Origin of the sequence: Streptosporangium sp. NPDC023825 (assembly GCF_040639575.1) — a bacterium.
In the GTDB taxonomy this organism is placed as follows: domain Bacteria; phylum Actinomycetota; class Actinomycetes; order Streptosporangiales; family Streptosporangiaceae; genus Streptosporangium.
In genome coordinates, this window is record NZ_JBFAAE010000029.1 from 56,422 (window position 1) to 81,136 (window position 24,715).

At 71.9% G+C, this 24,715-nt stretch carries 20 protein-coding genes; 10 read left to right on the forward strand and 10 right to left on the reverse strand.

Features of this window, described 5'->3' with window-relative positions; all coding sequences use genetic code 11:
* Positions 1-31: 31 nt before the first annotated feature.
* On the reverse strand, positions 32-940 hold the full coding sequence (locus AB0G15_RS24345) for a PAC2 family protein (RefSeq protein ID WP_362843786.1): 909 nt from the start codon (positions 938-940) through the stop codon (positions 32-34).
* Positions 941-1,042: 102 nt separating this feature from the next.
* Here AB0G15_RS24345 and AB0G15_RS24350 point away from each other — a divergent pair, with 102 nt between their 5' ends.
* Entirely contained in the window at positions 1,043-1,435 is a 393-nt protein-coding gene (locus tag AB0G15_RS24350) for an ankyrin repeat domain-containing protein (protein ID WP_362843789.1), read from the forward strand.
* Between the two features lie 71 nt (positions 1,436-1,506).
* Entirely contained in the window at positions 1,507-2,502 is a 996-nt protein-coding gene (locus tag AB0G15_RS24355) for a 4-epi-cubebol synthase (protein WP_362843792.1), read from the forward strand.
* A 2-nt stretch (positions 2,503-2,504) separates the two neighbouring features.
* Here AB0G15_RS24355 and AB0G15_RS24360 read toward each other — a convergent pair whose 3' ends face one another.
* A complete protein-coding gene (locus tag AB0G15_RS24360; RefSeq protein ID WP_362843795.1) occupies positions 2,505-4,619 on the reverse strand; it encodes an ATPase in 2,115 nt (704 codons plus the stop codon).
* A 211-nt stretch (positions 4,620-4,830) separates the two neighbouring features.
* On the opposite strand from AB0G15_RS24360, the gene AB0G15_RS24365 reads away from it, so the two are divergent.
* Entirely contained in the window at positions 4,831-4,998 is a 168-nt protein-coding gene (locus AB0G15_RS24365) for a hypothetical protein (protein WP_362682527.1), read from the forward strand.
* A 100-nt stretch (positions 4,999-5,098) separates the two neighbouring features.
* Here AB0G15_RS24365 and AB0G15_RS24370 read toward each other — a convergent pair whose 3' ends face one another.
* Both AB0G15_RS24370 and AB0G15_RS24375 read right to left on the reverse strand, forming a co-directional pair.
* Positions 5,099-6,073, reverse strand: a complete 975-nt coding sequence (locus AB0G15_RS24370; protein ID WP_362843798.1) for an ABC transporter permease subunit — start codon at positions 6,071-6,073, stop codon at positions 5,099-5,101.
* Positions 6,070-8,823: an alpha/beta fold hydrolase gene (locus AB0G15_RS24375; protein ID WP_362843800.1), complete on the reverse strand. Its 2,754-nt coding sequence runs from the start codon at positions 8,821-8,823 to the stop codon at positions 6,070-6,072. Before AB0G15_RS24375 ends, AB0G15_RS24370 begins: the two co-directional genes overlap by 4 nt.
* A gap of 349 nt (positions 8,824-9,172) precedes the next feature.
* Between AB0G15_RS24375 and AB0G15_RS24380 the strand changes: the two genes are divergently transcribed.
* Positions 9,173-10,201 (forward strand): hypothetical protein, encoded by a 1,029-nt coding sequence (locus AB0G15_RS24380; RefSeq protein WP_362843803.1) that lies wholly within the window; start codon positions 9,173-9,175, stop codon positions 10,199-10,201.
* On the opposite strand, the gene AB0G15_RS24385 is transcribed toward AB0G15_RS24380, so the two are convergent.
* Both AB0G15_RS24385 and AB0G15_RS24390 read right to left on the reverse strand, forming a co-directional pair.
* On the reverse strand, positions 10,159-11,190 hold the full coding sequence (locus AB0G15_RS24385; RefSeq protein ID WP_362843808.1) for a CopD family protein: 1,032 nt from the start codon (positions 11,188-11,190) through the stop codon (positions 10,159-10,161). The genes AB0G15_RS24380 and AB0G15_RS24385 overlap by 43 nt on opposite strands.
* Positions 11,187-11,783 (reverse strand): copper resistance CopC family protein, encoded by a 597-nt coding sequence (locus AB0G15_RS24390; RefSeq protein ID WP_362843811.1) that lies wholly within the window; start codon positions 11,781-11,783, stop codon positions 11,187-11,189. The genes AB0G15_RS24385 and AB0G15_RS24390 overlap by 4 nt, the downstream gene beginning before the upstream one ends.
* A gap of 620 nt (positions 11,784-12,403) precedes the next feature.
* Between AB0G15_RS24390 and AB0G15_RS24395 the strand changes: the two genes are divergently transcribed.
* From AB0G15_RS24395 to AB0G15_RS24405, 3 genes are all read left to right on the forward strand, one after another.
* Positions 12,404-13,885: a condensation domain-containing protein gene (locus tag AB0G15_RS24395; RefSeq protein WP_362843814.1), complete on the forward strand. Its 1,482-nt coding sequence runs from the start codon at positions 12,404-12,406 to the stop codon at positions 13,883-13,885.
* A 242-nt stretch (positions 13,886-14,127) separates the two neighbouring features.
* A complete protein-coding gene (locus AB0G15_RS24400) occupies positions 14,128-15,399 on the forward strand; it encodes an MFS transporter (RefSeq protein ID WP_362843817.1) in 1,272 nt (423 codons plus the stop codon).
* A gap of 166 nt (positions 15,400-15,565) precedes the next feature.
* Positions 15,566-16,495, forward strand: coding sequence for a DMT family transporter (locus AB0G15_RS24405; protein WP_362843820.1), 930 nt, complete (start codon positions 15,566-15,568; stop codon positions 16,493-16,495).
* On the opposite strand, the gene AB0G15_RS24410 is transcribed toward AB0G15_RS24405, so the two are convergent.
* The 4 genes from AB0G15_RS24410 to AB0G15_RS24425 form a co-directional block, all read right to left on the reverse strand.
* The gene (locus AB0G15_RS24410) at positions 16,440-17,042 is read right to left on the reverse strand and encodes a TetR family transcriptional regulator C-terminal domain-containing protein (RefSeq protein ID WP_362843823.1); all 603 of its coding nucleotides are present in this window, start codon (positions 17,040-17,042) and stop codon (positions 16,440-16,442) included. The two genes, AB0G15_RS24405 and AB0G15_RS24410, sit on opposite strands and share 56 nt — an antisense overlap.
* Before the next feature lie 255 nt (positions 17,043-17,297).
* Positions 17,298-18,398: an o-succinylbenzoate synthase gene (gene menC, locus AB0G15_RS24415; protein WP_362843826.1), complete on the reverse strand. Its 1,101-nt coding sequence runs from the start codon at positions 18,396-18,398 to the stop codon at positions 17,298-17,300.
* A 228-nt stretch (positions 18,399-18,626) separates the two neighbouring features.
* On the reverse strand, positions 18,627-19,658 hold the full coding sequence (locus AB0G15_RS24420; protein WP_362681475.1) for a membrane dipeptidase: 1,032 nt from the start codon (positions 19,656-19,658) through the stop codon (positions 18,627-18,629).
* Between the two features lie 216 nt (positions 19,659-19,874).
* Positions 19,875-21,314, reverse strand: coding sequence for an NAD(P)/FAD-dependent oxidoreductase (locus AB0G15_RS24425; protein ID WP_362843829.1), 1,440 nt, complete (start codon positions 21,312-21,314; stop codon positions 19,875-19,877).
* Between the two features lie 128 nt (positions 21,315-21,442).
* Here AB0G15_RS24425 and AB0G15_RS24430 point away from each other — a divergent pair, with 128 nt between their 5' ends.
* Genes AB0G15_RS24430 through AB0G15_RS24440 form a run of 3 tightly spaced genes read left to right on the forward strand, consistent with a single transcriptional unit; the run spans position 21,443 to position 24,473 of the window.
* Positions 21,443-22,279, forward strand: coding sequence for a Nif3-like dinuclear metal center hexameric protein (locus AB0G15_RS24430; RefSeq protein WP_362843832.1), 837 nt, complete (start codon positions 21,443-21,445; stop codon positions 22,277-22,279).
* Positions 22,276-23,016, forward strand: coding sequence for a C4-type zinc ribbon domain-containing protein (locus tag AB0G15_RS24435; RefSeq protein ID WP_362843835.1), 741 nt, complete (start codon positions 22,276-22,278; stop codon positions 23,014-23,016). Before AB0G15_RS24430 ends, AB0G15_RS24435 begins: the two co-directional genes overlap by 4 nt.
* A gap of 5 nt (positions 23,017-23,021) precedes the next feature.
* Positions 23,022-24,473, forward strand: coding sequence for a bifunctional RNase H/acid phosphatase (locus tag AB0G15_RS24440; RefSeq protein ID WP_362843838.1), 1,452 nt, complete (start codon positions 23,022-23,024; stop codon positions 24,471-24,473).
* Positions 24,474-24,715 lie beyond the last annotated feature (242 nt).

Below are 24,715 nucleotides of genomic sequence, written 5' to 3' on the forward strand. Positions count from 1 at the left end.
CGGGTGCCCGGTCCCGTCCCCGGTGTGGAGGTCAGTCACCGCGCTGCTCGTCACGCTCGGCCAGGAACGCCTCGAACTGGGCGGCGAGCTCGTCGCCGGTCGGCATCTCCGAGGACTCGGCCATCAGGCTCTCGCGCTCGGAGCCCGCCGCGAACGCGTCGTACTGCTGCTCCAGGCCGGTGATGGCGGTGGACAGCTCCTGGGAGGCCTGGATCTGCTCGGCGATCTCGGCGTCGGTCTTCTCCGCGGCCTCGCGCAGGCCCTCCAGCGGGAACACCAGCCCGGTGCTCCTGGTGACCGCCTCCAGCGCGGTCACCGCGGCCGACGGGTATTCGGCCTGGGCCAGGTAGTGCGGCACGTGCACGGCGTAGCCGAGGGCGTCGCGCCCCTTGGCGCCGAGCCGGAACTCGATCAGCGAGGCCACGCTGCCGGGCACCTGGACCTTGCCGAAGGCGCTGGTCTGGCCGGTGACCAGCTCGGGGCGGCTGGCGTGGCCGGTGACGCCCAGCGGGCGGGTGTGCGGGACGGCCATCGGGATGCCGTGGACGGTCACCAGCCTGCCGACGTTCAGCCGGGTGACCAGCGTGTCGACGGCGGCGGTGAACAGCTCCCACTCCCGGTCCGGCTCGGGGCCGCTGAGCAGCAGGAACGGGGTTCCGGTGGTGTCGTGCAGGAGGTGCAGCGACAGCTCGGGGCTCTCCAGGTCCACCCAGTGGTCGGTGTCGAAGGTCATGGTGGGCCGCCGGGAGCGGTAGTCCAGCAGACGGTCCACGTCAAAGGTCGCCACGACCCGGTGCTCCAGCTCGTCGAGCAGGTGGGTGATGGCGAGCCGCCCGGCACCGCCCGCGTCCACGAACCCGTCGAAGTGGTAGAGCAGCACCGGATCGGTCAGCTCAGGGACGTCTCCGCTGAGCCGGTAGAGATCCGTCGGGTCGAACACCGTTTTCCAGCCTTTCGTCGGTCGTCTCTTCAGCTCAACCCGCGGGGGGTCCGCTGAATTCCGCCTACCCTCGGCGATCACACGGCACCCTACCGGGGCACAATGGGTCACATGCAGTCCGACCCTGAGCTCGAGGAGTTCGCGACCCGTCTGTTCAACCTGGCGAGGACCGGCGAGACGGAGCGACTCCGAGCCTATGTCGGAGCAGGGGTCCCGGTCGATCTCACCAACGACAGGGGCGACACCCTGCTGATGCTCGCCGCCTACCACGGCCACGCCGGCACGGTCCGGGCGCTGACCGAGCTGGGCGCCGACCCCGGCAGGGCCAACGACCGCGGGCAGACGCCGCTGGCGGGCGCGGTGTTCAAGAAGGAACCCGATGTGATCAGGGCACTTCTGGAGGCCGGGGCCGATCCGCACGCCGGGACCCCCTCCGCGGCGGACGCGGCCCGCATGTTCGGCCGGCACGAATACCTGGAATGGTTCGCGCAATAACTCAGAAACCACGATATCCAGGTGTTTCCTGACGTATAGGAAAACGGGCTGCCTTCAGCCATCCTGGGGGAGTGGGAACTACTACTAAGCGTAGGTCAGGACTATCTCTCCGCATCCCTCCGTTACCCTGTCCCTTCCCCAGTGAGGTCAACCCCCATGTCGAGAGGGTCAACACCGAGACCCTCGACTGGCTCGTCGACAGGGGCATCCTGGAGGACGCCGAGACCGTCGAGCGCTACCGCCAGGCCAAGTACGGCTGGCTGGGAGCCCGCACGTACCCCTATGCCGAACACCACACGCTCCGCCTGGCGACCGACTGGTGCGTGTGGCTGTTCGCCTTCGACGACGCCTTCTGCGAGTCGGGCCGCGGCGCCGGTGAGATAACCCGCGCCCTGCCCCGGCTCTTCACCGTCCTCGACGACCTGGAGGCCGGCCAGGAGGTCGACGACGTCTTCGCCGGCGCACTCCTGGAGATCAAGACCAGGATCTCCACGTACGGCGACGACGACCAGCTCGACCGCTGGCGCGCCGTCACCAAGGACTACCTCTTCGCCCAGGTGTGGGAGGCCGCCAACCGCGAGGCCGACGTCGTGCCGAAGGTGGACGACTACATCTTCATGCGGCGGCGCACCGGCGCCATGCTCACCGTCTTCGCCCTCATCGACCTCGCCAGCGGATGCAGCCTCACCCCCGAGGAGTGGCGCCACCCCGACGTCAAGGCGATCACCGAGAGCGCCAACGACGTCGTCGTCTGGGACAACGACCTCATCTCGTACGCCAAGGAGAGCGACAGCGCCAACTCCCGCAACAACCTGGTGAGCGTGCTCGCCAGGCACCGGGGCTACTCGCGGCAGCAGGCCATGGAGGCGATCGGCGCCATGCGCAACCGGGCCATCGCCGACATGGTGGCGCTGCGCCCCTCGCTGGAGGCGCTCGGCTCCGAGGCGGTGCTCGCCTACGTGCGCGGCCTGGAGTTCTGGATCAGCGGCAGCGTCGACTACTCACTGACCAGCTCCCGCTACACGGGCGCCTGGCAGCAGGAGGCGCCGAAGCCCCCCGCGGGATGAACTCACCCCTGGAGGACCTGGCCGTCCTCGTGGTCTCCGAGCGCGAGGACGATCAGCTCCTCCAGGTTCAGCTTCCTGCCCTGGGCGAAGGCCTTCTCGTGAGCCTCCTCACCGAGGACGCGCCTGCACTCCTTGACGCAGCGTTCGTGCTCGGAGTTGAAGAACGGGGAGCCCAGCTGCGGCATCCCGAAGGTCCGCCAGTTGGCCTGGCCGCCGCCCATCAGCCGGGCGGCGAGCTCCGCCTGTCCGTCCTCCAGCGCCTGCTTGGCCACCACCTCGATCGCCAGGCCGATCCCGAGCACGTCGTGGAAGTAGCGCTTGAGCCGCAGCGCCTCGCGCGCGTTCGACATGGCCTCGGGGGAGCGGCCCATCGCCTGGTAGACGCTGGCGAGGGCGTAGATGGCGTACGAGCGCAGCCACAGCTCGCCACGCTGGGTGCAGACCGCGATGCAGTCGCGCAGCAGCACCTCGGCCTCGGCCGGCTCGTTCTGGATGAGCAGCACCATGGACAGCTCGACGATCGAGGGCAGCAGGCCCGGGTTGAGCTCGCGGCCGCTCTTGTGGAACTCGATCGCCACGCCCAGCAGCGCGCTCGCCTTCTGCAGGTCGTTCTGCAGGAACGCGGCCGTGCCGAGCATCTTGGTGGCCAGGATGACCGCGCCCGAGTCGCCGACCCTGACGGCGTCGGAACTGCACTGCTCCGCCGCCTCGATGGCACCGGTGATGTTTCCCTGCGCGCTGTTGATGTAGGACAGCACCCACAGCGCCTTGCACCGGTCGGGGCTCGGCTGGCGCGCCAGCTCCAGGGTCTTCTCCAGGTAGAGCCTGCCCTCGCGGGCCAGCCCGCAGGCCACCCACATGAACCACAGGGAGGACAGGAGCTTCAGCCCCGCCTGCACCTCGCCGGGGGTGCTCAGGCAGTGGTCGAGCGCGACGCGGATGTTGTCGTGCTCGTGGCGCATCCTGACGTACCAGTAGACCTGGCGGGCGCCCGACCAGGCGTCCTCGCTCCGCTTGGCCAGCTGCAGGTAGTAGTCGCGGTGCTTCTCCCTGATCGCGGCCGTCTCGCCGAGCTTGTCCAGCCACTCCTCGCCGTACTGCCGCAGGGTGTCGATCAGCCGGTAGCGGTGCCCCGAGGGGGTGCCGTCGCTCAGCAGGATCGACTTCTCCACCAGGCTGGAGATGAGCTCCATGATGTCCTCGGACGGGAGGCTGTCGCCCGAGCAGACGTAGCGGGCGGCGTCGAGCTCGAAGTCTCCGGCGAAGACCGACAGCCGCGCCCACAGCAGCCGCTCGGCCGGCTCGCACAGCTCGTGGCTCCAGCCGATCGCGGCCCGCAGTGTCTGGTGCCTGGGCAGCGCCGTGCGGCTGGCCCCCGCGAGCAGGCTGAACCGGTCGGCCAGCAGGCCGAGGATCTGCTCCACCGACAGGGCGCGCATCCGGACCGCGGCCAGCTCGATGGCGAGCGGGATGCCGTCGAGGCGGCGGCAGAGCTCGGCCACCGGGCCGACGTTGTGCTCGTCCAGCATGAAGTTGGGCACCACCGCGCTGGCCCGCGCGACGAAGAGCTGCACCGCCTCGTTGGTGAAGACGTCCTCGCCCGGGAAGTCGCCGGGAACGGCCAGCGGCGGGATGGTGACCGTGTGCTCGCCCCTGGCGTTCAGCGACTGGCGGCTGGTCGCCAGGATGGTCAGCCCCGCGGCGTTGCCGAGCAGGTCCTCGAAGAGGGCCGCGCACGCGTCGACCAGGTGCTCGCACGTGTCGATGATCAGGAGGATCTCGCGGTCGCCCAGCCACTCGACCAGCGTCTCGTCCGCCGAGCGGGCGGACTGGTCGGCGATCCCGAGGGCCGAGGTGATCGTGTGACGGACCATCCCCGAGTCCTGGAGGCGGGCCAGGTCGGCGAACCAGACGCCGTCCTTGAAGTCGCTCCGCATCTGGTGCGCGATCCGCAGGGCGGTGCGGGACTTGCCGACGCCCCCGATGCCGGTCACCGTGACCAGGCGGTGCTCGCCCAGCCGCTGCCGGAGTGTGGTGAGCAACCTGGTGCGCCCCACGAAGCTGGTCAGCTCGTTGGGCAGATTGCCGTCTCGCCGCCATCCTGCTGGCGTTGTCATGGCGCCTCACGGGGGGATAGCCGGAACCTGCCCCCGCATCGTACCGTCTGGGATCCCGCCTGTCCCCGGCGTCACGGGTACGGGGCAGGGCTTTCAGGACGGCCGGGGAGGGAACGGGCCTTCTCCCGGGACCGGGCTTTCTCCGAGGGCGAAGGGCGGCCTTTCCGCGGGAGGGAGGGCGCGGGCCGCGCGGGTGGCTAGCATGGAGCGCGTGACAGTGCGCGAACCCGATGACCTGCGTCCCGTCGATCTCGCCGACGACGGGCTGCCGATCCTGCCCGACCAGACCGCCGACGACACCGATCTCGGCTGGAGCGAGTGGCGCGAGGCCGACGACGACGCCCGCCTGATCGAGGATCGCCCTCCCCACTGGGGGTGACCCCGGCCGGGGACGGCCCCGAGGGCGGGGCCCCACCGTGGGAACCCCGCCGTGAGCCGCCCTCGCCGGGAGCCGGGCCAGGAGGCGGCCGGGAGCCGGGCTAGGAGACGACGTCCTTGACGCGGAAGCGGCGGAAGGCGAACGCGATCAGGATCGCCGAGTAGGTGACGGAGACGGCCACCCCCTTGAGCATGCCGTCGTACTCCGGCTGCGGGGCCAGGGCGTCCAGCCACGCGGTGTTCCAGAACGTCGGCAGAAACTCCCTGAGCCGGCCGAGCGCCTCGACCGCCTGCAGGATGTTGCTGACGATCACCAGGCCGACCGCCCCTCCGACCGCTCCCAGCGGGGAGTCGGTGCTGACGGAGAGCAGGAAGGCCAGGGCCGCGACCACGAACTGGCTGACCAGGGCGTAGCCGATCACCACCCCGAACCGGGGCAGCACGTCCAGGGCGGCGATCGTCTCTCCGGTCCCCGGCACCCGGACGTCGTTCCATCCGAAGGCGAGGGTCCCGGCCAGCAGGGCCATCACCGGCAGGCAGATCACCGCCGCCGCCGAGTAGCCCATCGCGGCGACCAGCTTCTGCCGCAGCAGGCGGTCGCGCGGGATCGGGGCGGCCAGCAGGTAGCGCAGCGACGACCAGCTGGCCTCACTGGCCACGGTGTCGCCGCAGAACAGCGCCACCGCGACGACCAGCAGGAAGCTCGCCGACACCGACAGGGCGAAGGCCGCGAAGTTCAGCCCGCCCTCGGTGGCCAGGTCGGAGATGCGCAGCGTGGTGGTGGGCTGCCCGGATCCGGCACCGACCTTGAAGGCGATCACCAGGATCCACGGCAGCGCGAGCAGCAGGCCGAACATCACCAGCGTGCGGCGCCGCTTGAACTGCCGGACGACCTCCACGGCGAGCGGCAGCGTGCGGCCCGGCGCGTATCCGCGCGCCGAACCGTTCTCCGCGGCCCCGCTCCCCGGGCTCCCCGGGGTCCCTGTGCTCTCCGTGTGCTCCGTGCCCCGGCCCGGCCCGGGGCCGTCGCCCGTCGCGCCGGTCATGGTGCCGCGGGTACCGTCGGTGTCGCTCACGCCTTCTCTCCGATCAGGTCCAGGAAGACGTCTTCCAGGCGGGTGCCGGAGCCGTTGACCGGGGTGCGGCTGCTCAGCAGCTCGGCCACGGTCCCGGCCGTGACGAGGCGCCCGCGGTGCATGACCACCACGTGACTGCAGGTCTGTTCCACCTCGGCGAGCAGGTGGCTGGAGACGATGACCGTGCGGCCCCCCCTGGCGTAGCGGATCAGGACCTCGCGCATCTCGCGGATCTGGGGCGGGTCGAGACCGTTGGTGGGTTCGTCCAGGACGAGCAGGTCGGGCAGGCCGAGCATGGCCTGCGCGATGGCCAGGCGCTGGCGCATGCCCTGCGAGTAGGTGCGGACGGCGCGGTCCAGGGCCTTGCCGAGATCGGCGATCTCCAGGGCCTCGGCGAACCGGGCGTCCTCGGCGGGCCGGCCGGTCGCCTTCCAGTACAGCTCCAGGTTGTCGCGGCCGTTGAGGTGCGGCAGGAAACCCGGGCCCTCGACGAACGAGCCGAGCCTGGACAGGACCGGGGCGCCGGGCGCCACCCGGTGCCCGAAGATCCGCACCTCGCCGCCGTCGGGTTTGATCAGGCCCATCAGCATGCGCAGGGTGGTGGTCTTGCCGGCCCCGTTGGGGCCGAGCAGGCCGAGCACCTGGCCGTGCTCGACGGTGAACGACAGGTCGTCCACCGCGAGCTCGCCGTTGCGGTACGCCTTGGTCAGGCCGTGGATCCGCAGCGGTACGGAGTCCAGCTCCGGGTCGTGCTCGTCGGCGGCCCGGCGGCGTCCGGCGAGCAGCAGGGCCGCCGCGACGGCGAGGGAGAGCAGCGGCAGCGCCCAGATCCACCAGGCGGGGCCGGTCGAGGGGGTGCGCAGGGTGGCGTGGGTGGGGACGGTCACGGCCGGTGAGGCCAGGGCGACCCTGTAGACGGCCGGGGACGCGGGGGTGCTGTAGCCGAGGTCGGTGGTGGTGAACGCGACGCGCAGCCGGTGCCCGACCTCGAACCTGTGGTCGATGGCCGGCAGGGTCACGGTGGCCTCGCCGGAGCCGCCCTCGGGGATCGCGATCCTGACCGGGGCGACGAGCCCCTCGGGCAGGATCGGTGCCTGCGCCGCGCCCGCGACGTCGTAGAGCTTGGCGAACAGCGTCACCTCGCCCGCCGCACGCGTCCCGCCGCTTCCGGCCGGCGTCTCGGCGGCCCCCGCTTCCGCCTCGCCGGTGTCCGGGCCGCTCCCCGCGGCGTCGCCCGCCGCGGCGTCGCCTCCCGCGGGGGCGGACGGTTCGGGCGTCACCCGCACCCGTACGGTCGAGCTGCCGGTGACCTGGAGCGGGGCGGCCAGCGGGACGGAGTCGAAGGCGGCGCTCTGGCCCGCCATGTCGATCGACAGGTTCGCGGTGGCACCTCCGCCGAGACCGCCGAAGCCGGGGACCGCGGAGATCGAGGCGGGGGATCCGCCGGGCGGGTTGGCCACCCGCTGCTCGGGCCCGCCGAGCGGCACGGAGGTCTGGCCGGTGCCGGACAGCCCCGGATAGCCGCCGGCGACGGCGTGCAGCTGGACCGGGCGCCGGGTGCCGGGGTCGCGTCCGCCGTCGCGGGTGACGGTGAAGGCGCCGCCCTCCCGGCCGGCACCTCCGTCCCCCCTCAGGTGGCGGTCGAACCAGCCGAGCGTCCTGTCGTGCAGCCAGTCGACCTCGCCGTTGCCGCCGTCGTGGCCGCCGTCGAACCAGGCGACCTCCACCGGGGCGCCGGTCGCGGCGATCGCCCTGGCGTTGGCGTCCGCCTGGCCCAGGGTGAACAGCGAGTCGCGCTGTCCCTGGAGCAGCAGCGTCGGAACCTTGATCCTGCCGGGCACCGAGATCGGGCTGGACCTGCGCAGCGTCGCCACCGCGTCCGCCGTCGCCCGGCCGCTCTCGGCCACCTTCTGGTACATGCCACAGATCTCCGGCAGGAACCGGCCGCACCGGACCTCCTCCGCGGTGAGCGGCCGGGGCGGCGCGGACGGCGCCCCGGCCCCGTCCTCCCCGTCCTCCCCGCCCTCCGCGTCCTCCTCGCGGCCCGCGCCGCTTCCGCCGCCGAGGGCGGCCAGGCCGGCCGCGCCCGGCGCGGGACCGCCGCGGCTGAAGAACAGCCCGGCCCACATGCGTTTGAACACCCCGCTCTCCGGGCCCTGCCCGGTGGCGTTCGGGAACAGCGCGTCGGCCAGGTCGTACCAGGTGATCTGCGGGACGATCGCGTCGATCCTGGGGTCGTGGGCGGCGGCCATCAGCGCGATGGCCCCGCCGTAGGAGCCGCCCGCGACGCCCACCCGCGGGTCGCCCGCCGCGTCGAGCCGGACCTCGGGCCGCCTGGCGACCCAGTCGACCAGCTGGCGCACGTCCTTGACCTCGTAGTCGGGGGAGTTCAGCGCGATCTGCCCCGAGGAGCGGCCGAAGCCCCGCGCGGACCAGGTCAGCACGGCGTAGCCGTCCTGCGCCAGCCGTACGGCGGCGTCCCTGACGCTCTGCTTGCTGCCGCCGAAGCCGTGCGCGAGCAGCACGGCGGGAGCCCTGCCTCCTCCGGCCGGAGAAAAGAAGCTCGTGTCCAGCGTGACCCGCTGGTCGTCACCCGGCCCGTCGACCACCGTGATCATCTGGTTGCGGGCCCGTACGTCCGGCTCGGACGACCACACCAGCCAGACCGCGACACCGGCGACCAGCACGGCGATCACAGTGATCACGGCGATCCCCGGGACCCGGGCGGCCCGTTTTCCCCCACGTTGCATGACGAGAGCCTACTGATCGGAGCTGAGAGCCTCCTGAGACCGCTCTCAGGAGCGTTCCCGCCGGTCAGGCGCGGGTCAACCGCCGGCCGGCCGCCGCGGCCGGCGGCGGAACCGGGCGCGGGTGATCACCCGCGGGGCGGGAGGGAGAGAGCGGTCCCGATGCTCAGGGTTGTCCCCGATTGCGGAGCGAGGTAAAGGAGCGGCATCATTTCGACGCGTGAAGCCAGTAGAGAGCCTTCGAAGAAGAGCCACTCCCGTCCTTGAGTGGGCTCTGCCGTATTGGACGCGTGGGAAGGCCGGCAGGGACACCCCGGAGGATCTGTTCAGGCTCCTCTACCTCGGGTGGCTGGTGGCTTTCTCGTTCAAGGTGCTCGGGGCGTCCTGGGACGTCTCCTGGCACTTCAAGTGGCTCCGCGACGACCTGGCCCCGCCGCACCTGCTCAACAGCGTCGGCACCGCCCTCGTCCTCGCCCTCACGATCATCCACGTCTACACCGGCTACGGCGTGGACAAGCTCGCGCAGCGCCTCATCACCTGGGGCACGGGCGTCTTCCTGGTCGCGGTCCCGCTGGACCTGATCAACCACCGGATCAACGGGCTCGACATCACCTCGTGGAGCCCGTCGCACCTGATGCTCTACATCGGCACGCTCTTCATGGTCTGCGGCGTGATCCGGGGCTGGTTCGTCCGGGCGGTCCCGGGGCGGACGCGAACGCTGGTCCTCGGCGGGCTCTTCGTGTTCCTCTTCGAGAACGTCTGGTTCCCGGCCCAGCACCAGGAGTACGGCGTGTACGCCATCGCCGCCTGGGACCGGGGGGCGCCGGAGGCCGAGCCGATCCTGATCCAGTTCGCCGCCGAGCAGATCGGGCTGCCCGTGAGCGACAGGGCCGTGGCGCTCCACTTCGCGCTGCCCGTCCCCGACCAGCTCTACCCGCTCTACGCGGCGATGGCCGCCGTCATGGTGGCCGTCTACGCCCGCGCGATGATCGGCCGGATGTTCTCCGCCACCGCCGTGATCGGCGCCTACATCGTCTTCCGCACCCTGATCTGGCCGCTCCTGGCCGTGGCCGACTTCCCGCGCTCGGCGATCCCGGTCTTCCTGATCGCCGGGGCGCTCGCCGTCGACCTGGCGTTCCTGATCAGGATGCCCGTGGTGAGGGCGCTGGCCGGCTCCGCCGGCGCCACCCTCCTCATCGACCAGGCACTGCGCTTCCAGCACTCGATGTTCATGGCGCCGCCGCTGGTGCCCCCCACGACCATGCTGGTCGGGGGGGCCGGGCTCGCCGTCCTGTGGCTGGCCGCCGAATGGTCGTTCAGCCGTCACACGCTGCGGGCTCAGGACAGGGAGGCGCTGGTCAGCGCGACCGCGACCCCGTAGGCCAGTCCCATCACGGTGATCTCGGCCGCCGCCCACGCGACGACCGCCGTCGCCCGCCGCTCCGCGATGTGCGGCAGCAGGCGGAAGCGGATGTGGGCGGCGAACGGGATCAGCAGCGCCACGCACGCGACCTTGGCCACGACCAGCAGGCCGTACTCGTTGGTCAGCAGGGCCCCGGGCAGTTCCACGCCCGGGGTGAGGGCCATCGTGGCCAGGCCGTTCACCAGGCCGGAGAGGCCGACCACGACCAGCGCCAGGGTCGCCAGCCTGGAGAACGCCGGAAGCACCCGGGCCAGCAGCTCCCGGTCCGCGGCGACCAGCAGGACGACCGTGAGCAGGCCGCCGGTCCACGCCGCCGCGCCCATCACGTGCAGCTCCATCGAGATCATGATGGGGTCGTGCCAGACCGAGTCGACCGCGTGGCCGGTGACCGGGATCGGCAGCAGCCCGAAGAGGGCGATCACGATCCGCAGCTCGGCCGGCACCTTCTCGCCGTAGCGCACGGCCAGCAGCCCGATCCCGGCGTAGGACAGCGCGCAGGCGGCGCTGAAGAGCATGCCCTGCCCGGCTCCGACGCTGTCGACGTACTCGGCGATCATGCCCGGGGTGGGGAGCCGCCCGGGGTTCAGCTCGGCCGTCTGGAACACGATGACGACCAGCGCCAGCAGCGCCCACGCCCAGGCGAAGGTCACGGCCATCGGCCGGGCCCGGCGCATCACCGGCTCGGTGCGGTCGGGGTCGTCGAACCCGAGCAGCTTCGGCAGCAGGCTCAGCCCGACCACCGCCACCGCCGCCAGGTCCAGCAGCACCCGCAGCACCGGCAGCCCGTACTCCACCAGCGGTCCGGGGATGGCGATCCCCGGCACCGCCTCCTGGGGGGCGAGCGCCGTCGCGACCAGCACGGCCAGCACGGCCGCGGACACGAGCCCGCCGGCCACCAGCCTCCTGGCGGTGCCGGCCTCGGCGGCCCGCTCGACGGTCACGGTCATCCCGTGCCCCCCTGCTCCCTCGTACGGCGCATCGCCACGACGGTGGCCCCGCCCAGCAGGACGATGGAGCCCGCGATCCACAGCACGGCCATCCCGGCCCCGCCGTTCTGCGCGGCCTCGGCGGCCTGGGCACCCAGATCGGGCTCCTGTGGCGCGGCGGCGGAGACGACCGGGGCGGAGGTGGCGGGCGCCTGAGCAGAGCCGCCGGGGCCGCCGGAGCCGCCCTGGCCGGGGGCGGTCAGGGTGAAGGTGATCTTGCTGGAGACCGGGTGGCCGTCGGAGGAGAGGATCCGGTAGCCCACCGCGTACACCCCGGCGGGGCCGAGGGGCTTCACCGCGACGCTGACCTTCGCCCTGTCGACGGTGGTCTTCCCCTCCTCCCACCGCGTGCCGTCCGGGCCGATCACGCTGATCTGCGCGAAGCCCTGCCGGACGGGCTGGTCGAAGGTGAGTGTGATCTTCTCGGGCCCGGTGGCCAGCTCGGTACCGTCCTTGGGGTCGCTGCTGATCAGCACGTTGTGGGCCTGCGCCGGGGCGACCGCGCCGAGCAGCGCGGCGGACGCGAGCAGCAGGACCGTGAGTAGCCGCCTCACCGGTCGTGGCCTTCCTTTGGGATCGTCATGACGAAGGACATGCTCCCACCCCGGCCTCCCGCCCGGGAATCGCGCTCGCGCGGGTCACCCGCGTCCCCGCCCCGGGCAGGGGGCCCGGGGACTTTTCCGCGGAGGGCGGGAGCCCGGTGAAGTCAATGACTAAGAGGATGACAAACATTCAAAAAATGAAGAATATGGAGACTTATCTGGTAAAAGCCCTTGAGGGATAGTTTGTTTGGATTTATCGGGCTGGAAAACAACCGTGAAACCTTGACGAATTCGGCACGTGATCCTTAGCCTCGCTTCGAGCGGCGGCACCGATTCGCCGCGCTCGCGCGTGGCAGAGGCGGCAGAGAAGGCGCCATTCGCCCGCGCCGGTGTCGGGTCGCGGGCCTTCCCGATGGAAACGCCGCGCCGGGCACGAGATCCCTGGACGGATGCTCGTCGTCGACGCCCTGCTCGGGAACCGGTCGGGAAAAGTCAGCACAAGGGAGCCGCGGGGCCATTTCGAGGCCGCCGCGGCAGGCCGGACGGAAGGCGCCTGAAATGTCGATGTCGCTGGTGAACGGATGGGAAAGGGCGTCCCGCGCGGGCGCCGTCGAAGAGATCGGCCGGACCCGATGACGGCCGGTCCCGCGCGGCTCGGCGCGACATCCGTGGAGTTCACCGGGTCACGGGGCGGCGAGTCGCCGCTCAGCTGGGGTCAGCTGGCCATCTGGCGGCTCACCCGGTGGCTGGACGACGACGACCCGTACTTCAACATGCCCTGGGTGCTGCCCGTCTACGGCAGGCGCGACCTCGACGCCGTCCTGCGGGCGCTGCGCGGGCTCGTCGAGCGGCACGAGACGCTGCGGACGACGTACGAGGAGACGCCCGGCGGGCTGGTCCAGCGCGTGGCGCGCCAGGGCCGGTTCACCGTCGAGACGTACGACGCCGGGGAGGCCAGGCCGCTCGCCGCAGCCAGGGAGCTCTCCGTCCGGCTGGCCGCCACCGCGTTCGACTACGCGGCCGACCTGCCGTTCCGCTGCGCCGTCGTGACCGCCGACGGCCGTCCCAGGACGGTGGCCCTCACCCTGTCCCACCTGGCCGTGGACGGCGGGGCGCTGGAGGTGCTGGCGCGCGACTGGCGGGACCTGCTCACCGGTGGCGAGATGGCCGCTCCCGCCTGGCAGCCGATGGACCAGGCCGCCTTCGAGCGCGAGGGGGCGGGCGCCGCCCGCGGCGAGCGGGCGCTGCGTCACTGGCGCGCGGTCCTGGAGCGGGCGCCCCTGAGCATGTTCGACTTCCCCCGTACGACGCCGGAGGAGCCGCGGTTCGTCAAGGTCGGCATGGAGTCGGCCGCCACCGCGGCGGCGGCCGAGGTGCTGGCGGCGCGGTGGTCGGTCAGCACGGCCAGCGTGCTGACCGCGGCGAGCGCGGTGCTGCTGGGCGCGCTCACCGGCCACCGCGAGGTGGTCATGCAGCTCATCGTGGCCAACCGGCACGACCCCCGGGTCGCCGCCATGGCGGGCAGCGCCGTACAGGACGGGATCTTCCTCCTCGGCCTGCCGGGTGGAACGTTCGCGGACGCCGCCCGCGCCGGGCACCGGCAGGCGCTGACCGCCTACCGGAACGCGCACTACGACCCGTACCGGATGATGGCGCTGCGCGAGGAGATCGGCCGCGAGCGCGGGCGGCCCGTGGACCTGTCGGCCTACTTCAACGACACGAGGGCCGCCGGACACTGGCCCCACCTGCCCGCGGTCGAGCCACCGGGCGACCCCGCCGCGATCGCCGCCCTCACCGGGCGGACCAGGACCTTCCACGTCGGATCCTGGCCGGAGGTGGACGCCACGGCCCTGTTCGCCACCGGCACCGCCACCGGCACCTGCGAGCTGTACCTGATGGCCGACACCGCCTACCTGCCGCGTCCCACGGCCTACGCGCTGCTGCGCGGGCTGGAGACCCTGCTGGTCGCCTCCGTGGCCGGGGACGTCCCGCTCGACGAGGTCGCCGCACTGTGCGGCATCGTCCCGGTCGAGCGCCCCGCCACCCGGCCCGGCGGCGGGGACGGGTCCTCCGCCGGCGCTCCCGGCGTGCGTCCGGCGGCCCCCCGACTGTGATGATCCGGTGACGGCCGGGGGCTGTCGGCGGGGAGGGGAACGGCGTAACATCCGGGCACGTCTCACACGGTCGGGCGCTTGTTCGGAACCGTGGGCGCGAGGACGCGGAGTCGCGGGAACGCGGGGTCGCGGGAACGCGGAGTCGTGAGGACGCGGAGTCGTGAGGACGCCGAGTCGCGATGGCGCCGAGTCGCGGAGACGTCGAGTCGTGAGGATTCCGAACCGTGGAGATGCGAGGTCCCATGAGCGTCGCCCAGCCCGTTCCCGACCCGCGGGCGGCGCTCGCCGAGCCGACACGCAAGGTGGGGCCCTGGTGGGTGGCCGGCATCTCGCTGGCCAACCTGGCGCTCTGGATGGCCTATTTCGGGCCGCTCCAGGTGCTGCTGCCCTCGCAGGTGGCGTCGATCGACCCGGTGGGCAAGGAGGGGTCGCTGGCGCTGGTGACCGGGGTGGGGGCCGCCGTCGCGATGCTCCTCAACCCGGTCGCCGGAGCGTTGTCCGACCGTACGGCCGGGCGGTTCGGGCGCAGGCATCCGTGGTCGCTGGGCGGGGCGCTGGTCGGTGCCGGGGCACTGGTCCTGCTGGCGGGCCAGGGTTCGATCCTCGGCGTGGCGGCCGGATGGTGTCTCGCGCAGGCCGGGCTCAACGCGATGCAGGCCGCGCTCGGCGCCGGGGTGCCCGACCACGTTCCGGTCGGCCAGCGGGGTGAGGTCTCGGGCTGGATCGGGATTCCCCAGTCGCTCGGGGTGGTGCTCGCCGTGGTCCTGGTCACCATGGTCGCCACCACCACCGAATCTGGATATTTCCTGATAGCGGTGCTGGTCCCGCTCTGCGTGCTCCCCTTCGTCCTCACCACCCACGACCCCCGCCTGGCGGTCAGGCCGCCCTTCGAGCTCCGGGCCTTCCTGAGGGGGTTCTGGATCAGCCCTCGCAGCCACCCCGACTTCTTCTGGGCCTGGCTGACACGCTTCCTGATGCAGCTGGGCAACGCCGTCGCCACGCTCTACCTGCTGTACTTCCTCTCCGACGCGGTCGGCTACGAGCGGCTCTTCCCCGGCGAGAAGGCCGAGGACGGCCTGCTCGTGCTGATCCTGATCTACACCGCGGCCGTCGTGCTCACCACCGTCGTCGCGGGTGTGGTCTCCGACAGGCTCGGCCGTCGCAAGGCGCTCGTCACGGTCTCCGGCCTGATCAGCGTGATCCCCGCGGTGATGCTCGCGTTCTGGCCCCAGTGGCCGGTGGCGACGGCCGGCGCCGCGATCATGGGGGTCGGCTTCGGCATCTACCTCTCGGTCGACAACGCCCTGGTCACCCAGGTCCTGCCCGCCGCCGAGGGGCGTGCCAAGGACCTCGGCGTCATCAACATCGCCAACTCCGGCCCCCAGGTGCTCGGCCCCGTCGTCGCCGGTCCCATCGTGGCCGGTCTCGGCGGCTACCCCGTCCTCTACATGACCTCGGCGGCCCTCGCCCTCCTGGGCGCCGGCCTCGTCTGGAAGATCCGCTCGGTCCCCTGAGCGTCCGGTTCCCGGCGTTCACCCCGCGGAAGGGCCGGGGGAAGAGCCGGTGAGGGTATGAGGTCCCTCGTGCCGGTGTGGCGTCCTTCACTCAGCGTTGTATCCATGCCACTCCCGATCCGATCGGTGACCTTCCGGTCGCTGCGGGTGATGGAACCCTTCGGGTATGGCAGTGGTAGCTCCCCGGCCCGTCCTGGGAATCGTGCTCCTGATCTTCGTCAGCGCCGCATGGGGATCGGCTTTCCCGCTGATGAAGGACCTCATCGTCCGTATGCCCGTGGCGGACCTTCTCACCGAGCGGTACGGCATCGCCACCCTCGTGCTGCTCGTTCTCCGCCCGAAAAGCCTGCGGGGGCTGTCGGAGAGCACCTGGATGACCGGCATCCTGCTCGGTCTGCTGTTCGGCGTGGGCCAGACGGCCCAGGCGGTCTCGCTGCACGATCTGCCCTCGTCGGTCTCGGGGTTCACGGTCGGCTCGTACGTGGTCATCACCCCGGTTCTCGGGCTGCTCCTGCTCGGGGCCAGGACCTCGGTCCGCGTCTGGGCGGCGGTGGCGCTGGCCATGGCCGCGATGACCGCGTTCACCCTGATGAGGGGGGCGGAGGGTGACATCGCCCTGCCCGCGCTGGCCGCCACCCTGCTGTCGGCGGTCCTGTACGCGGTCCACACGCTGGTGCTCGGCAACTCCGCCGAGGCGCGGCAGAACGCCTACGCGGTCACGGTGATCCAGCTGGGCACCATCGCCGTCATGACGGGGGTCCTCGCCGCGCCGGACGGCCTGACCCCGCCCTCGACGCCGGGTGACTGGGCGATTCTCGGCCACCTGTCGATCGTGGCCTGCGCCCTGGGTTTCCTGGCCCGCTCCTGGGGTCAGGTCCACGTCTCGCCGGTGTCCGCCGCGGTGATCCTGTCGGCCCAGCCGCTATGGGTGACCGCGCTCGCCGTGGCGCTGTACGGGGAGCCGCTCACCATGGGCGTGTACCTCGGCGGTGGGCTGATCGCCCTCGCCATGCTCCTGGTCGTGCTGCCCAAGGGGCTGTTCAGCTCAGTTCGGCGGGGGAGAGACCCAGTTCCGCCGCCGCGGCCGTCCGGATGAACTCGATCATCCGCGCCCGCGAGAGCACCCGCCGATGCACCGTCACCTGCGTGGACAGGCCGTCGATGAGGGACATGACCCGCCAGGTGGCGCCCTCGGAATCCGCGCAGGTGAAGATCCCCGCCGCCACGCCGTCGTCGATGATCGCGCGGAGTGTGTCCTTCCATCGCAGGTCGATCCTGCGGGACATCTCCTCGAGCTCGGCGTTGCGCATCGACTCCGCCCAGGCGTCGATCCACAGGGCCCATGACTTGGACTTCCCGCTGGGCGGGTAGAACCTGAGCAGAGCTCGCAGCCGTTCGAGCGGGGAGCCGCCCGACTCCTCCACCTTGACGAGCGCGTCCAGGTCGAGCTGGGCGGCGTAGGAGAAGGCCTGGGCGAACAGCTTCTCCTTGGTCTCGAAGTGGTAGAAGAGCAGCGCCTGGCTGACACCGGCCGCCTGGGCGATGTCAGCGGTCCGCGTGTGACCGAACCCTTGAGCCGCGATGACATCGCAGGCGGTCCGGAGCAGATCTTCACGACGTAATCGCCCAAATCCCCTTGCCACAAGGGAACACTAGCGGTTCACGATTTGCCGTCCGGGGCAGGGGGCGGGGCCGGCGACCGCGCTGGAGGCCCTGCGCCCGCCGACCGGGCCGGGGGCCGACGCGATGATCTCGCTCCTCGCGTCCGGCGGTCGCGCGCCGCCGGTTTCTCCCGGCGGCACCGCCGAAGGCGGCCGCCCGCGTCCGGCCTGATGGACGCTCTGCGGCGCGGCGCGGCGCGGCGCCCGCCGCCCCCGGCCCGTCTCCGCCACCGGGTCCTAGAGGCTGATCCATTCGGTGGAGGTGGTGACCTCGTCGAGGACGGCGGGGAGGGGGTCGACGCCGATGCCGGGGGCGGTGGGAACGGTGAGGTGGCCGTCGTCGAGTTCGAAGGGCGGGGTGAGGTCGGTGGTGTAGTAGCGGCGGGAGGCGGAGGTGTCGCCGGGCAGGGTGAAGCCGGGCAGGGCGGCGAGGGCGAGGTTGGCGGCGCGGCCGATGCCGGTCTCGAGCATGCCGCCGCACCAGACGGCCAGGCCGTGGGCGCGGGCGAGGTCGTGGATGCGGCGTGCTTCGAGGTAGCCGCCGACGCGGCCGGGCTTGATGTTGATGATGGAGCAGGCGCCCAGGGTGATGGCGGCGGCGGCGTGGGAGGCCGATTCGATGGATTCGTCCAGGCAGATGGGGGTGGTGATCTTCTTGGCGAGGTGGGCGTGCTGCAGGAGGTCGTCGTGGGCGAGGGGCTGTTCGATGAGCAGCAGGTCCAGGGGGTCGAGTTTGGCCAGGTGGGGGGCGTCGGTGAGGGTGTAGGCGGCGTTGGCGTCGACCTGCAGGGCCAGGTCGGGGCCGAAGTGCTCGCGGACGGCGCGGGTGGGGGCCAGGTCCCAGCCGGGGGCGATTTTGAGTTTGACGCGCCGGTAGCCCTCGTGCAGGTACCCGGTGACGGTCTCGAGGAGGTGGTCGATGGTGGGCATGATGCCGATCGAGACGCCGGCGGGGACGCGGTCGGCGGCGGCGCCGAGGTAGGCGGCCAGGGACTGGCCGCCGGTGCGCAGCTGGGCGTCCAGGACGGCGGCTTCCAGGGCGGCTTTGGCCATGCGGTGGCCTTTGAAGGGATGCAGGGCGCGGTTCACGCCGTGGGCGTCGGTGCGGGTGGGCAGGGCGGGGATGAGGAAGCGGCGCAACACGTCGGCGGCGGCGTCGACGTACTCGGGGGAGTAGAGGGGGTCGGACATGGCCACGCACTCGCCCCAGCCCTCGGCGTCGGGGGTGACGACGCGCACCAGCAGCACGTCGCGTTCGGTCTGGGTGCCGAAGGAGGTGCGAAACGGGACGACCAGCGGCATCGCCACCCGCCGCAACTCGATACCGGTGATCCTCACGCGTCTCTCTTTCCTTCGCCGTGCGATGTCCCGCCGCGGCGGGACCCGTCACGCCGGTCGCGGTGGTCGTAGGGGGTTCCGCCTCCGGGGTGCGCGGCTCGGTGCCGGGGCCACCTGTCGTTCACCGTTCCGTTCCCCTCCGGGAGGCGCCGCCCGGCGCCCGGGCCGTCCGTACCGGCCGGGGTCGTCGTCCGGTCCCCCTCCGGTGGTGCCCCTCGCCGGGCTCGTTCAAGCGGGCCTGCCCAGCTGGGCGCGGAACAGCCGGTGCACGTTCCCTCCGATGATCTTCACGATCTCCTCGTCGGCGAAGCCGTGCTTGAGCAGGGCGTCGGTGACCAGGGGCAGCCCGCTCGGACCCGACAGTCCCGGCAGGGCCGCGAAGGGATCGACGCCGTAGTCCATCTCGCAGCACGGGGGAGTCACGTCGTGCATGACCTCGCGGACGAAGTCGGGGCCGAGCCCCACGTGGTCGATGCCGCCGACGCTCGCGATGTGCGCGATGTGGTCCACCAGCCGGTCCACGGTGTACTCGGCCGGATCCTCCGAGAGGAAGGCCGCCAGGAAGTTGACGCACACCACGCCCCCGGTCGCGGTGACCGCGCGGATCTGGTCGTCGGTGAGGTTGCGGTGGTGGTCGCGCAGCGCGCGGGCCGAGGAGTGGGTGGCCATCACCGGCCGGGTCGCCAGCTCCAGCACGTGCTCCACCCCGGAGGCGCCCAGGTGGGAGACGTCGAAGATCATGCCGAGGCGTTCCATCTCCCGTACCGTCTCCACCCCCGCCGCGGTGAGCCTGCTGCCGGTGGCGTCCTCGCCGCTGCCGTCGGCCAGCGCCGTACGGCCCCAGTGCGCGATCGAGGCGACCCGGACGCCGAGCCGGTGCAGCGTCGGCACCAGCTCGACGGCGGCGTCCAGGCCCGGCATGCTCTCCAGCGCCAGGACCAGGGCGATCCGGCCCTCGGCGAGCGCCTCGTCGATCTGCGTCCCGTCCAGGCAGAGGCGTACGGCGTCGGCGTTGCCCTCGGCCAGCACGTGCGCGCACTCGATCATGCGAAGGGTCTGCCGGAGCGCGCCCTCGGGACGGTACTGGCCGTCGATGAAGACCGGCAGCACCTGGAGGTTCACCCCTCCCTCGCGCAGCTGGGGCAGCCAGCGGTCGCGGAAGAAGGACGCCCACCGGTGCGGGGGCCTGGCGGTGACGGCCATCAGCAGGTCGTTGTGGGTATCGGCGACCACGGAGTCGCTGTGGAGGTCGGCGGACACGGGCGGGCCCTTCTGCGCGGACGGCTCTCGTTCGCCACGACGGTACCGGCACCCCGGCCCGTCCCGTGCCTCCGCGCCGCCTCGTCTCCCGGGTCTCCCCGGATCTCCCTGGTTTCCGTACGGGGGCCCTCGGCTTCCGCGCGAGGGTTTCTCGGCTTCCGTACGAGGACGTGGACCGGCACGCGCGCCTTTCGCGCCTTTCCGGCGGGGGCGGGGTCAGCGCGCGAAACGGAAGGCCTCCGGGCGCGGGGCCCTGGTGATGCGGCGGTAGGTGGTCGCGGTTCCCGGCCAGTTGTTGGTCACCCGGCCGGACGCGTTCTTGTACCAGCTCGTGCAGCCCGCCTGCCAGACCATGCCCTCCATGGCCCGGTCGAGGCTCCGCCGCCAGGTGGCCATCGCCTCCGGCCGGACCTCCATCGGCCCGCGCGAGGCCAGGTGCGGCAGGCAGCCCATGACGTACCGGACCTGGCATTCGATCATGAAGACGATCGAGTTGTGGCCGAGGTTGGTGTTGGGGCCGTACAGCAGGAACAGGTTGGGGAAGTGCGGCACGGCGATGCCGAGGTACGCCTCCGCGCCGTCCTTCCACTCCTCGGCCAGCTGCCGTCCCCCGCGCCCGGTGACCTGGATGGGGGCCAGGAAGCCGGAGGTCTCGAAGCCGGTCGCGTAGACGATGACGTCGGCCTCGCGGAGTCCGGCGGCGGTCTCCACGCCGCCGGGGACGATCCGGGTGATCCCGTCGGTGACGACGTCCACGTCGGGGCGGGCCAGCGCGGGATAGAAACCGCTGTCGATGACGATCCGCTTGCAGCCGACCGGGTAGCCGGGGGTCAGCTTGGCCCGCAGCAGCGGGTCGGGGACCTGCTCGCGCAGGTGCCCCAGGGCCCGCTTGCGCAGCAGGTCCGTGCTCCAGCCTCCGGCCAGGGCCGGGTGGAGGGTGTTCTCCGTGTACCGGTAGAGCCACTCGCGGTATGCGCGCTGCAGGAACGGCACGAGGCGGAAGGCCGTCCGCGCACGGGGGCCGAAGACGGCGTCCGGCTTGGGAATCACCCAGTTGGGGGTCCGCTGGAAGACGTCCAGGTGCCCGGCCACCTCGGCCACCCTCGGGATGAGCTGCGCCGCCGACGACCCGTTCCCGATCACGGCCACCCGCCTGCCCGCCAGGTCGACGGAGTGGTCCCAGCGCGCGGAGTGGAATGCCGCTCCGTCGAATGACGACATTCCCGGAATATCGGGTAGTTGGGGCCGGTTCAGCTGTCCCACGGCCGACACCACCACGTCGAACAGCTTCTCCCCGGCCGCCGTACGGACCCGCCATTTGCCCAGCGACTCGTCGAAGGCGGCGGCGGTGACCGCGTTGTTCAGCCGGATGCGGGGGCGCAGACCGTACTTGTCGGCGCATCCCTCCAGGTAGCGCAGGATCTCCGGCTGCTCGGGATAGCGGCGCGTCCAGCTGGAGTATCTCTCGAAGGAGAAGGAGTAGAGGTGCGAGGGGATGTCGCAGCCCGCCCCCGGATAGGTGTTGTCGCGCCAGGTTCCCCCGACGTCGGGCCCCTTCTCGAAGATCGTGTACGAGCGGATGCCGGCCTTCTCCAACCGGATGGCCATGCACAGCCCGCCGAATCCGGCACCGATGATCGCGACATTAGGCCTCATGCGCACGCCCTCCGGGTGTCAGTGTCCACTTACGCTAGGCGATCTACCGGCGCAGGGAAAGCCGCCGCGGACGCCGGTGCGGAAGCCACCGTGACGAGCCCTCCGGGTGAGGCCGATAGTCTGCGCACGTGCCTACGCTTGCCGACATCGTCACAGAGCTGGAGTCCCGTTACGACCCGAGGTGGGCGGAGTCGTGGGACGCGGTCGGGCTCGTCTGCGGGGACCCCTCCGCCGAGGTGCGCAGGATCCTGTTCGCGGTCGACCCGGTGGCCGTCGTCGCCGAGGAGGCCCTCGACTGGGGCGCCGACCTCGTCGTCACCCACCACCCGCTCTACCTGCGCGGCACCACGAGCGTCGCGGCCACCACCTTCAAGGGCCGGCTGGTCCACACGCTGATCAAGAACGACATCGGGCTCTTCACCGCCCACACCAACGCCGACGTCGCCGACCCCGGCGTCTCCGACGCGCTCGCCCGCGCCGTCGGCCTGACCGGCCCGCTCGTCCCCCTCAGTCCCGCCGCCGACGACCCCCGGCGCGGCCTGGGCCGCGTCGGCTCGTTGCCGGCCCCCGTCTCCCTCGCCGAGTTCGCCCGGATCGCCGCCCGCGGGCTCCCCGCCACGGCGGGCGGCCTGCGGGTCGCCGGAGACCCCGGCCGCCCCGTCCAGCGGATCGCGGTCAGCGGGGGATCGGGAGACTCCCTCCTCGGCACGGCCCGCGCCGCCGGGGTGGACGTCTTCCTCACCGCCGATCTGCGCCACCACCCGGCCAGCGAGTTCATGGAGGCCTCGGGCGGTCCCGCGTTGATCGACGCGGCCCACTGGGCCACCGAATGGCCCTGGCTCGCCGACGCGGCACACCATCTCGCGTCCGCGTCGGCCGCCAGGGGGATTACTGTTGAGACGCGCGTATCCGAGACGGTCACGGACGCCTGGAACACAACAGCAAAGTGCGAGGATTTCACGTGAAAGCAGCCCCTGCGGCCCAGAAGCGTCTGCTTGACCTGGCCGAACTCGACTCCGCCATCGACCGGCTGGCCCATCGCCGCCGTACCCTGCCCGAGCTGGCGCAGATCGACGAGCTCTCCGGGCGCATCGCCCGCATCGCCACCCAGGTGATCGCCGCCGAGACCGAGTCCGGCGACCTCGCCCGCGAGCAGAGCAAGGCCGAGGCCGACGTCGACTCGGTCCGCACCCGTGCCGAGCGCGACCAGAAGCGCCTCGACTCCGGCCAGGTGTCCTCTCCCAAGGACCTGGCCAGCCTCCAGTCCGAGATCGTCTCCCTGAAGCGCAGGCAGGGCGATCTGGAAGAGGTCGTGCTGGAGATCATGGAGCGCCGCGAGGCGGCCGACGGGCAGGTCGCCAGGTTCGTCGCCGAGCGCGACGAGCTCGCGGGCACCCGCGGCGCCGCCGAGGACCGCAGGGACGCGGCCTTCGCCGAGATCGACAAGGAGAGGGACGAGCTCCAGGGCAAGCGCGCCGGGGTCGCCGAGGACATCCCCGCCGACCTGCTCACCCTCTACGGGAAGCTCAAGGAGCAGTTCGGGGTGGGCGCCGCGATGCTCCAGGGAGCCCGCTGCCTCGGCTGCCGCACGAGCCTGTCCATCGCCGAGATCAACCGGATCAAGGCCGCCTCCCACGACGAGGTCATCCGCTGCGAGGAGTGCCGCCGGATCCTCGTCCGTACCGCCGAGTCCGGTCTGTGAGCCCTGTGAGCTCCGTGACCTCGTACGTCATCGAGGCCGACGGCGGCTCGCGGGGCAACCCGGGCCCGGCGGGTTACGGCGCCGTCGTCAAGGACGCCGCCGACGGCCAGGTGCTGGTCGAGACCGCCGCGTCGATCGGCACCCAGACCAACAACGTCGCCGAGTACCGCGGGCTCATCGCGGGCCTGACCTCCCTCCTCGATCTCGCCGGCGACGGCGCGAAGGTCGAGGTCAGGATGGACTCCAAGCTGGTCGTCGAGCAGATGGCCGGCCGCTGGAAGATCAAGAACGAGGGCCTGCGCCCGCTCGCCCTGGAGGCCGCGGCCCTCGCCAGGCGCCTCAAGGTGACCTGGCGCTGGATCCCCCGCGAGAAGAACAAGGACGCCGACCGCCTGGCCAACGAGGCCATGGACGCCGCCGCCAAGGGCCGCGCCTGGACCCTCTCGGGTTCCTCCGCCGCCGCGGGAGCGTCCGGCGGCCGGGTCTCCGGAGGAGGCGCCCCCGACGGTGGTGCCTCCGGAAGCCGAGCCTCGGAAAGCGGTGCCTCCGGTGGCCGGGCCTCTGGAGGTGGCGTCTCCGGTGGCCGGACCTCCGGCAGTGGTGCTCCCGAGAGCGGCGCCTCGGCAAGAGGCGCTTCCCGAAGCGGTTCTCCCGCCGGCCGCACCGCTCCCGCCGGTCCCGCCGGGGACCTGCTGCTCTTCGACACCGGTGATCTCGGCAACGGTGCTCCCGGCGCCGGTGACTCCGGCGGTGACGGGGACGGCGGCGGGACCACCACGAGCGAGCGAGCGCGCCTGGCCACCCCCACGGGTACGGGCACCGGCTGGCGTTCGCCCACCTCCGTCGCGACCTCGCTGTACCTGCTCCGGCACGGTGAGACGCCCCTCTCCGTCGAGCGCAGGTTCTCCGGGCTCGGCGACCCCGAGCTCACGCCCAACGGCATCGCCCAGGCCGAGGCCGCCGCGGTGAAACTCGCCGGGAAGCCGTACGACATCCAGGTGGTCGTCAGCTCGCCGCTCAGGCGCGCCCGCGCCACCGCGGAGATCATCGCGGCCAGGGCCGGGCTTGAGGTCCTCGTCGAGGAGGGCCTGCGGGAGACCGACTTCGGAGACTGGGAAGGTCACACGTTCACGGAGATCCAGCGCCGCTGGCCCGACGAGCTCGCCGCGTGGCTGGCGGACCCGTCCGCCGCGCCGCCGGGTGGGGAGAGTTTCGGGGAGGCGGCGCGGCGGGTCCAGGCGACCGGGGACATGCTGATCGAGCGGTACGAGGGCAAGGCGGTCCTCGCCGTCTCCCACGTCACGCCGATCAAGATGCTGCTGCGGTTCGCGCTGCTCGCTCCCCTCGGCGCGCTGTACCGCATGCATCTCGACCTGTCGGCCCTGTCCCTGATCGAGTATTACGCCGACGGCCCGGCGGTGGTGAAGGCGTTCAACGACACCTCGCACCTGCGCTGAACCCGCGGTCTCACGTCCACGACAGACCCCGGCCGCGGAGGCGGTGGAGCACCACCCGTCCTCCACCGCGTCCTCTACCGTGTCCTCCACGGAGTCCTTCGCTGTGGCCGGAGTCCTCGTGGCCTGCGGAAGCGGTCGTCCCGCCGGTCGTCGGTGCTCTCATCGGTCCCTCCGGTGCTCGTCCGTTCCGTCTCGCTTGATCCATATTCCAGCGCGGACGACTTGCCGCTCGGTTGGAGTCC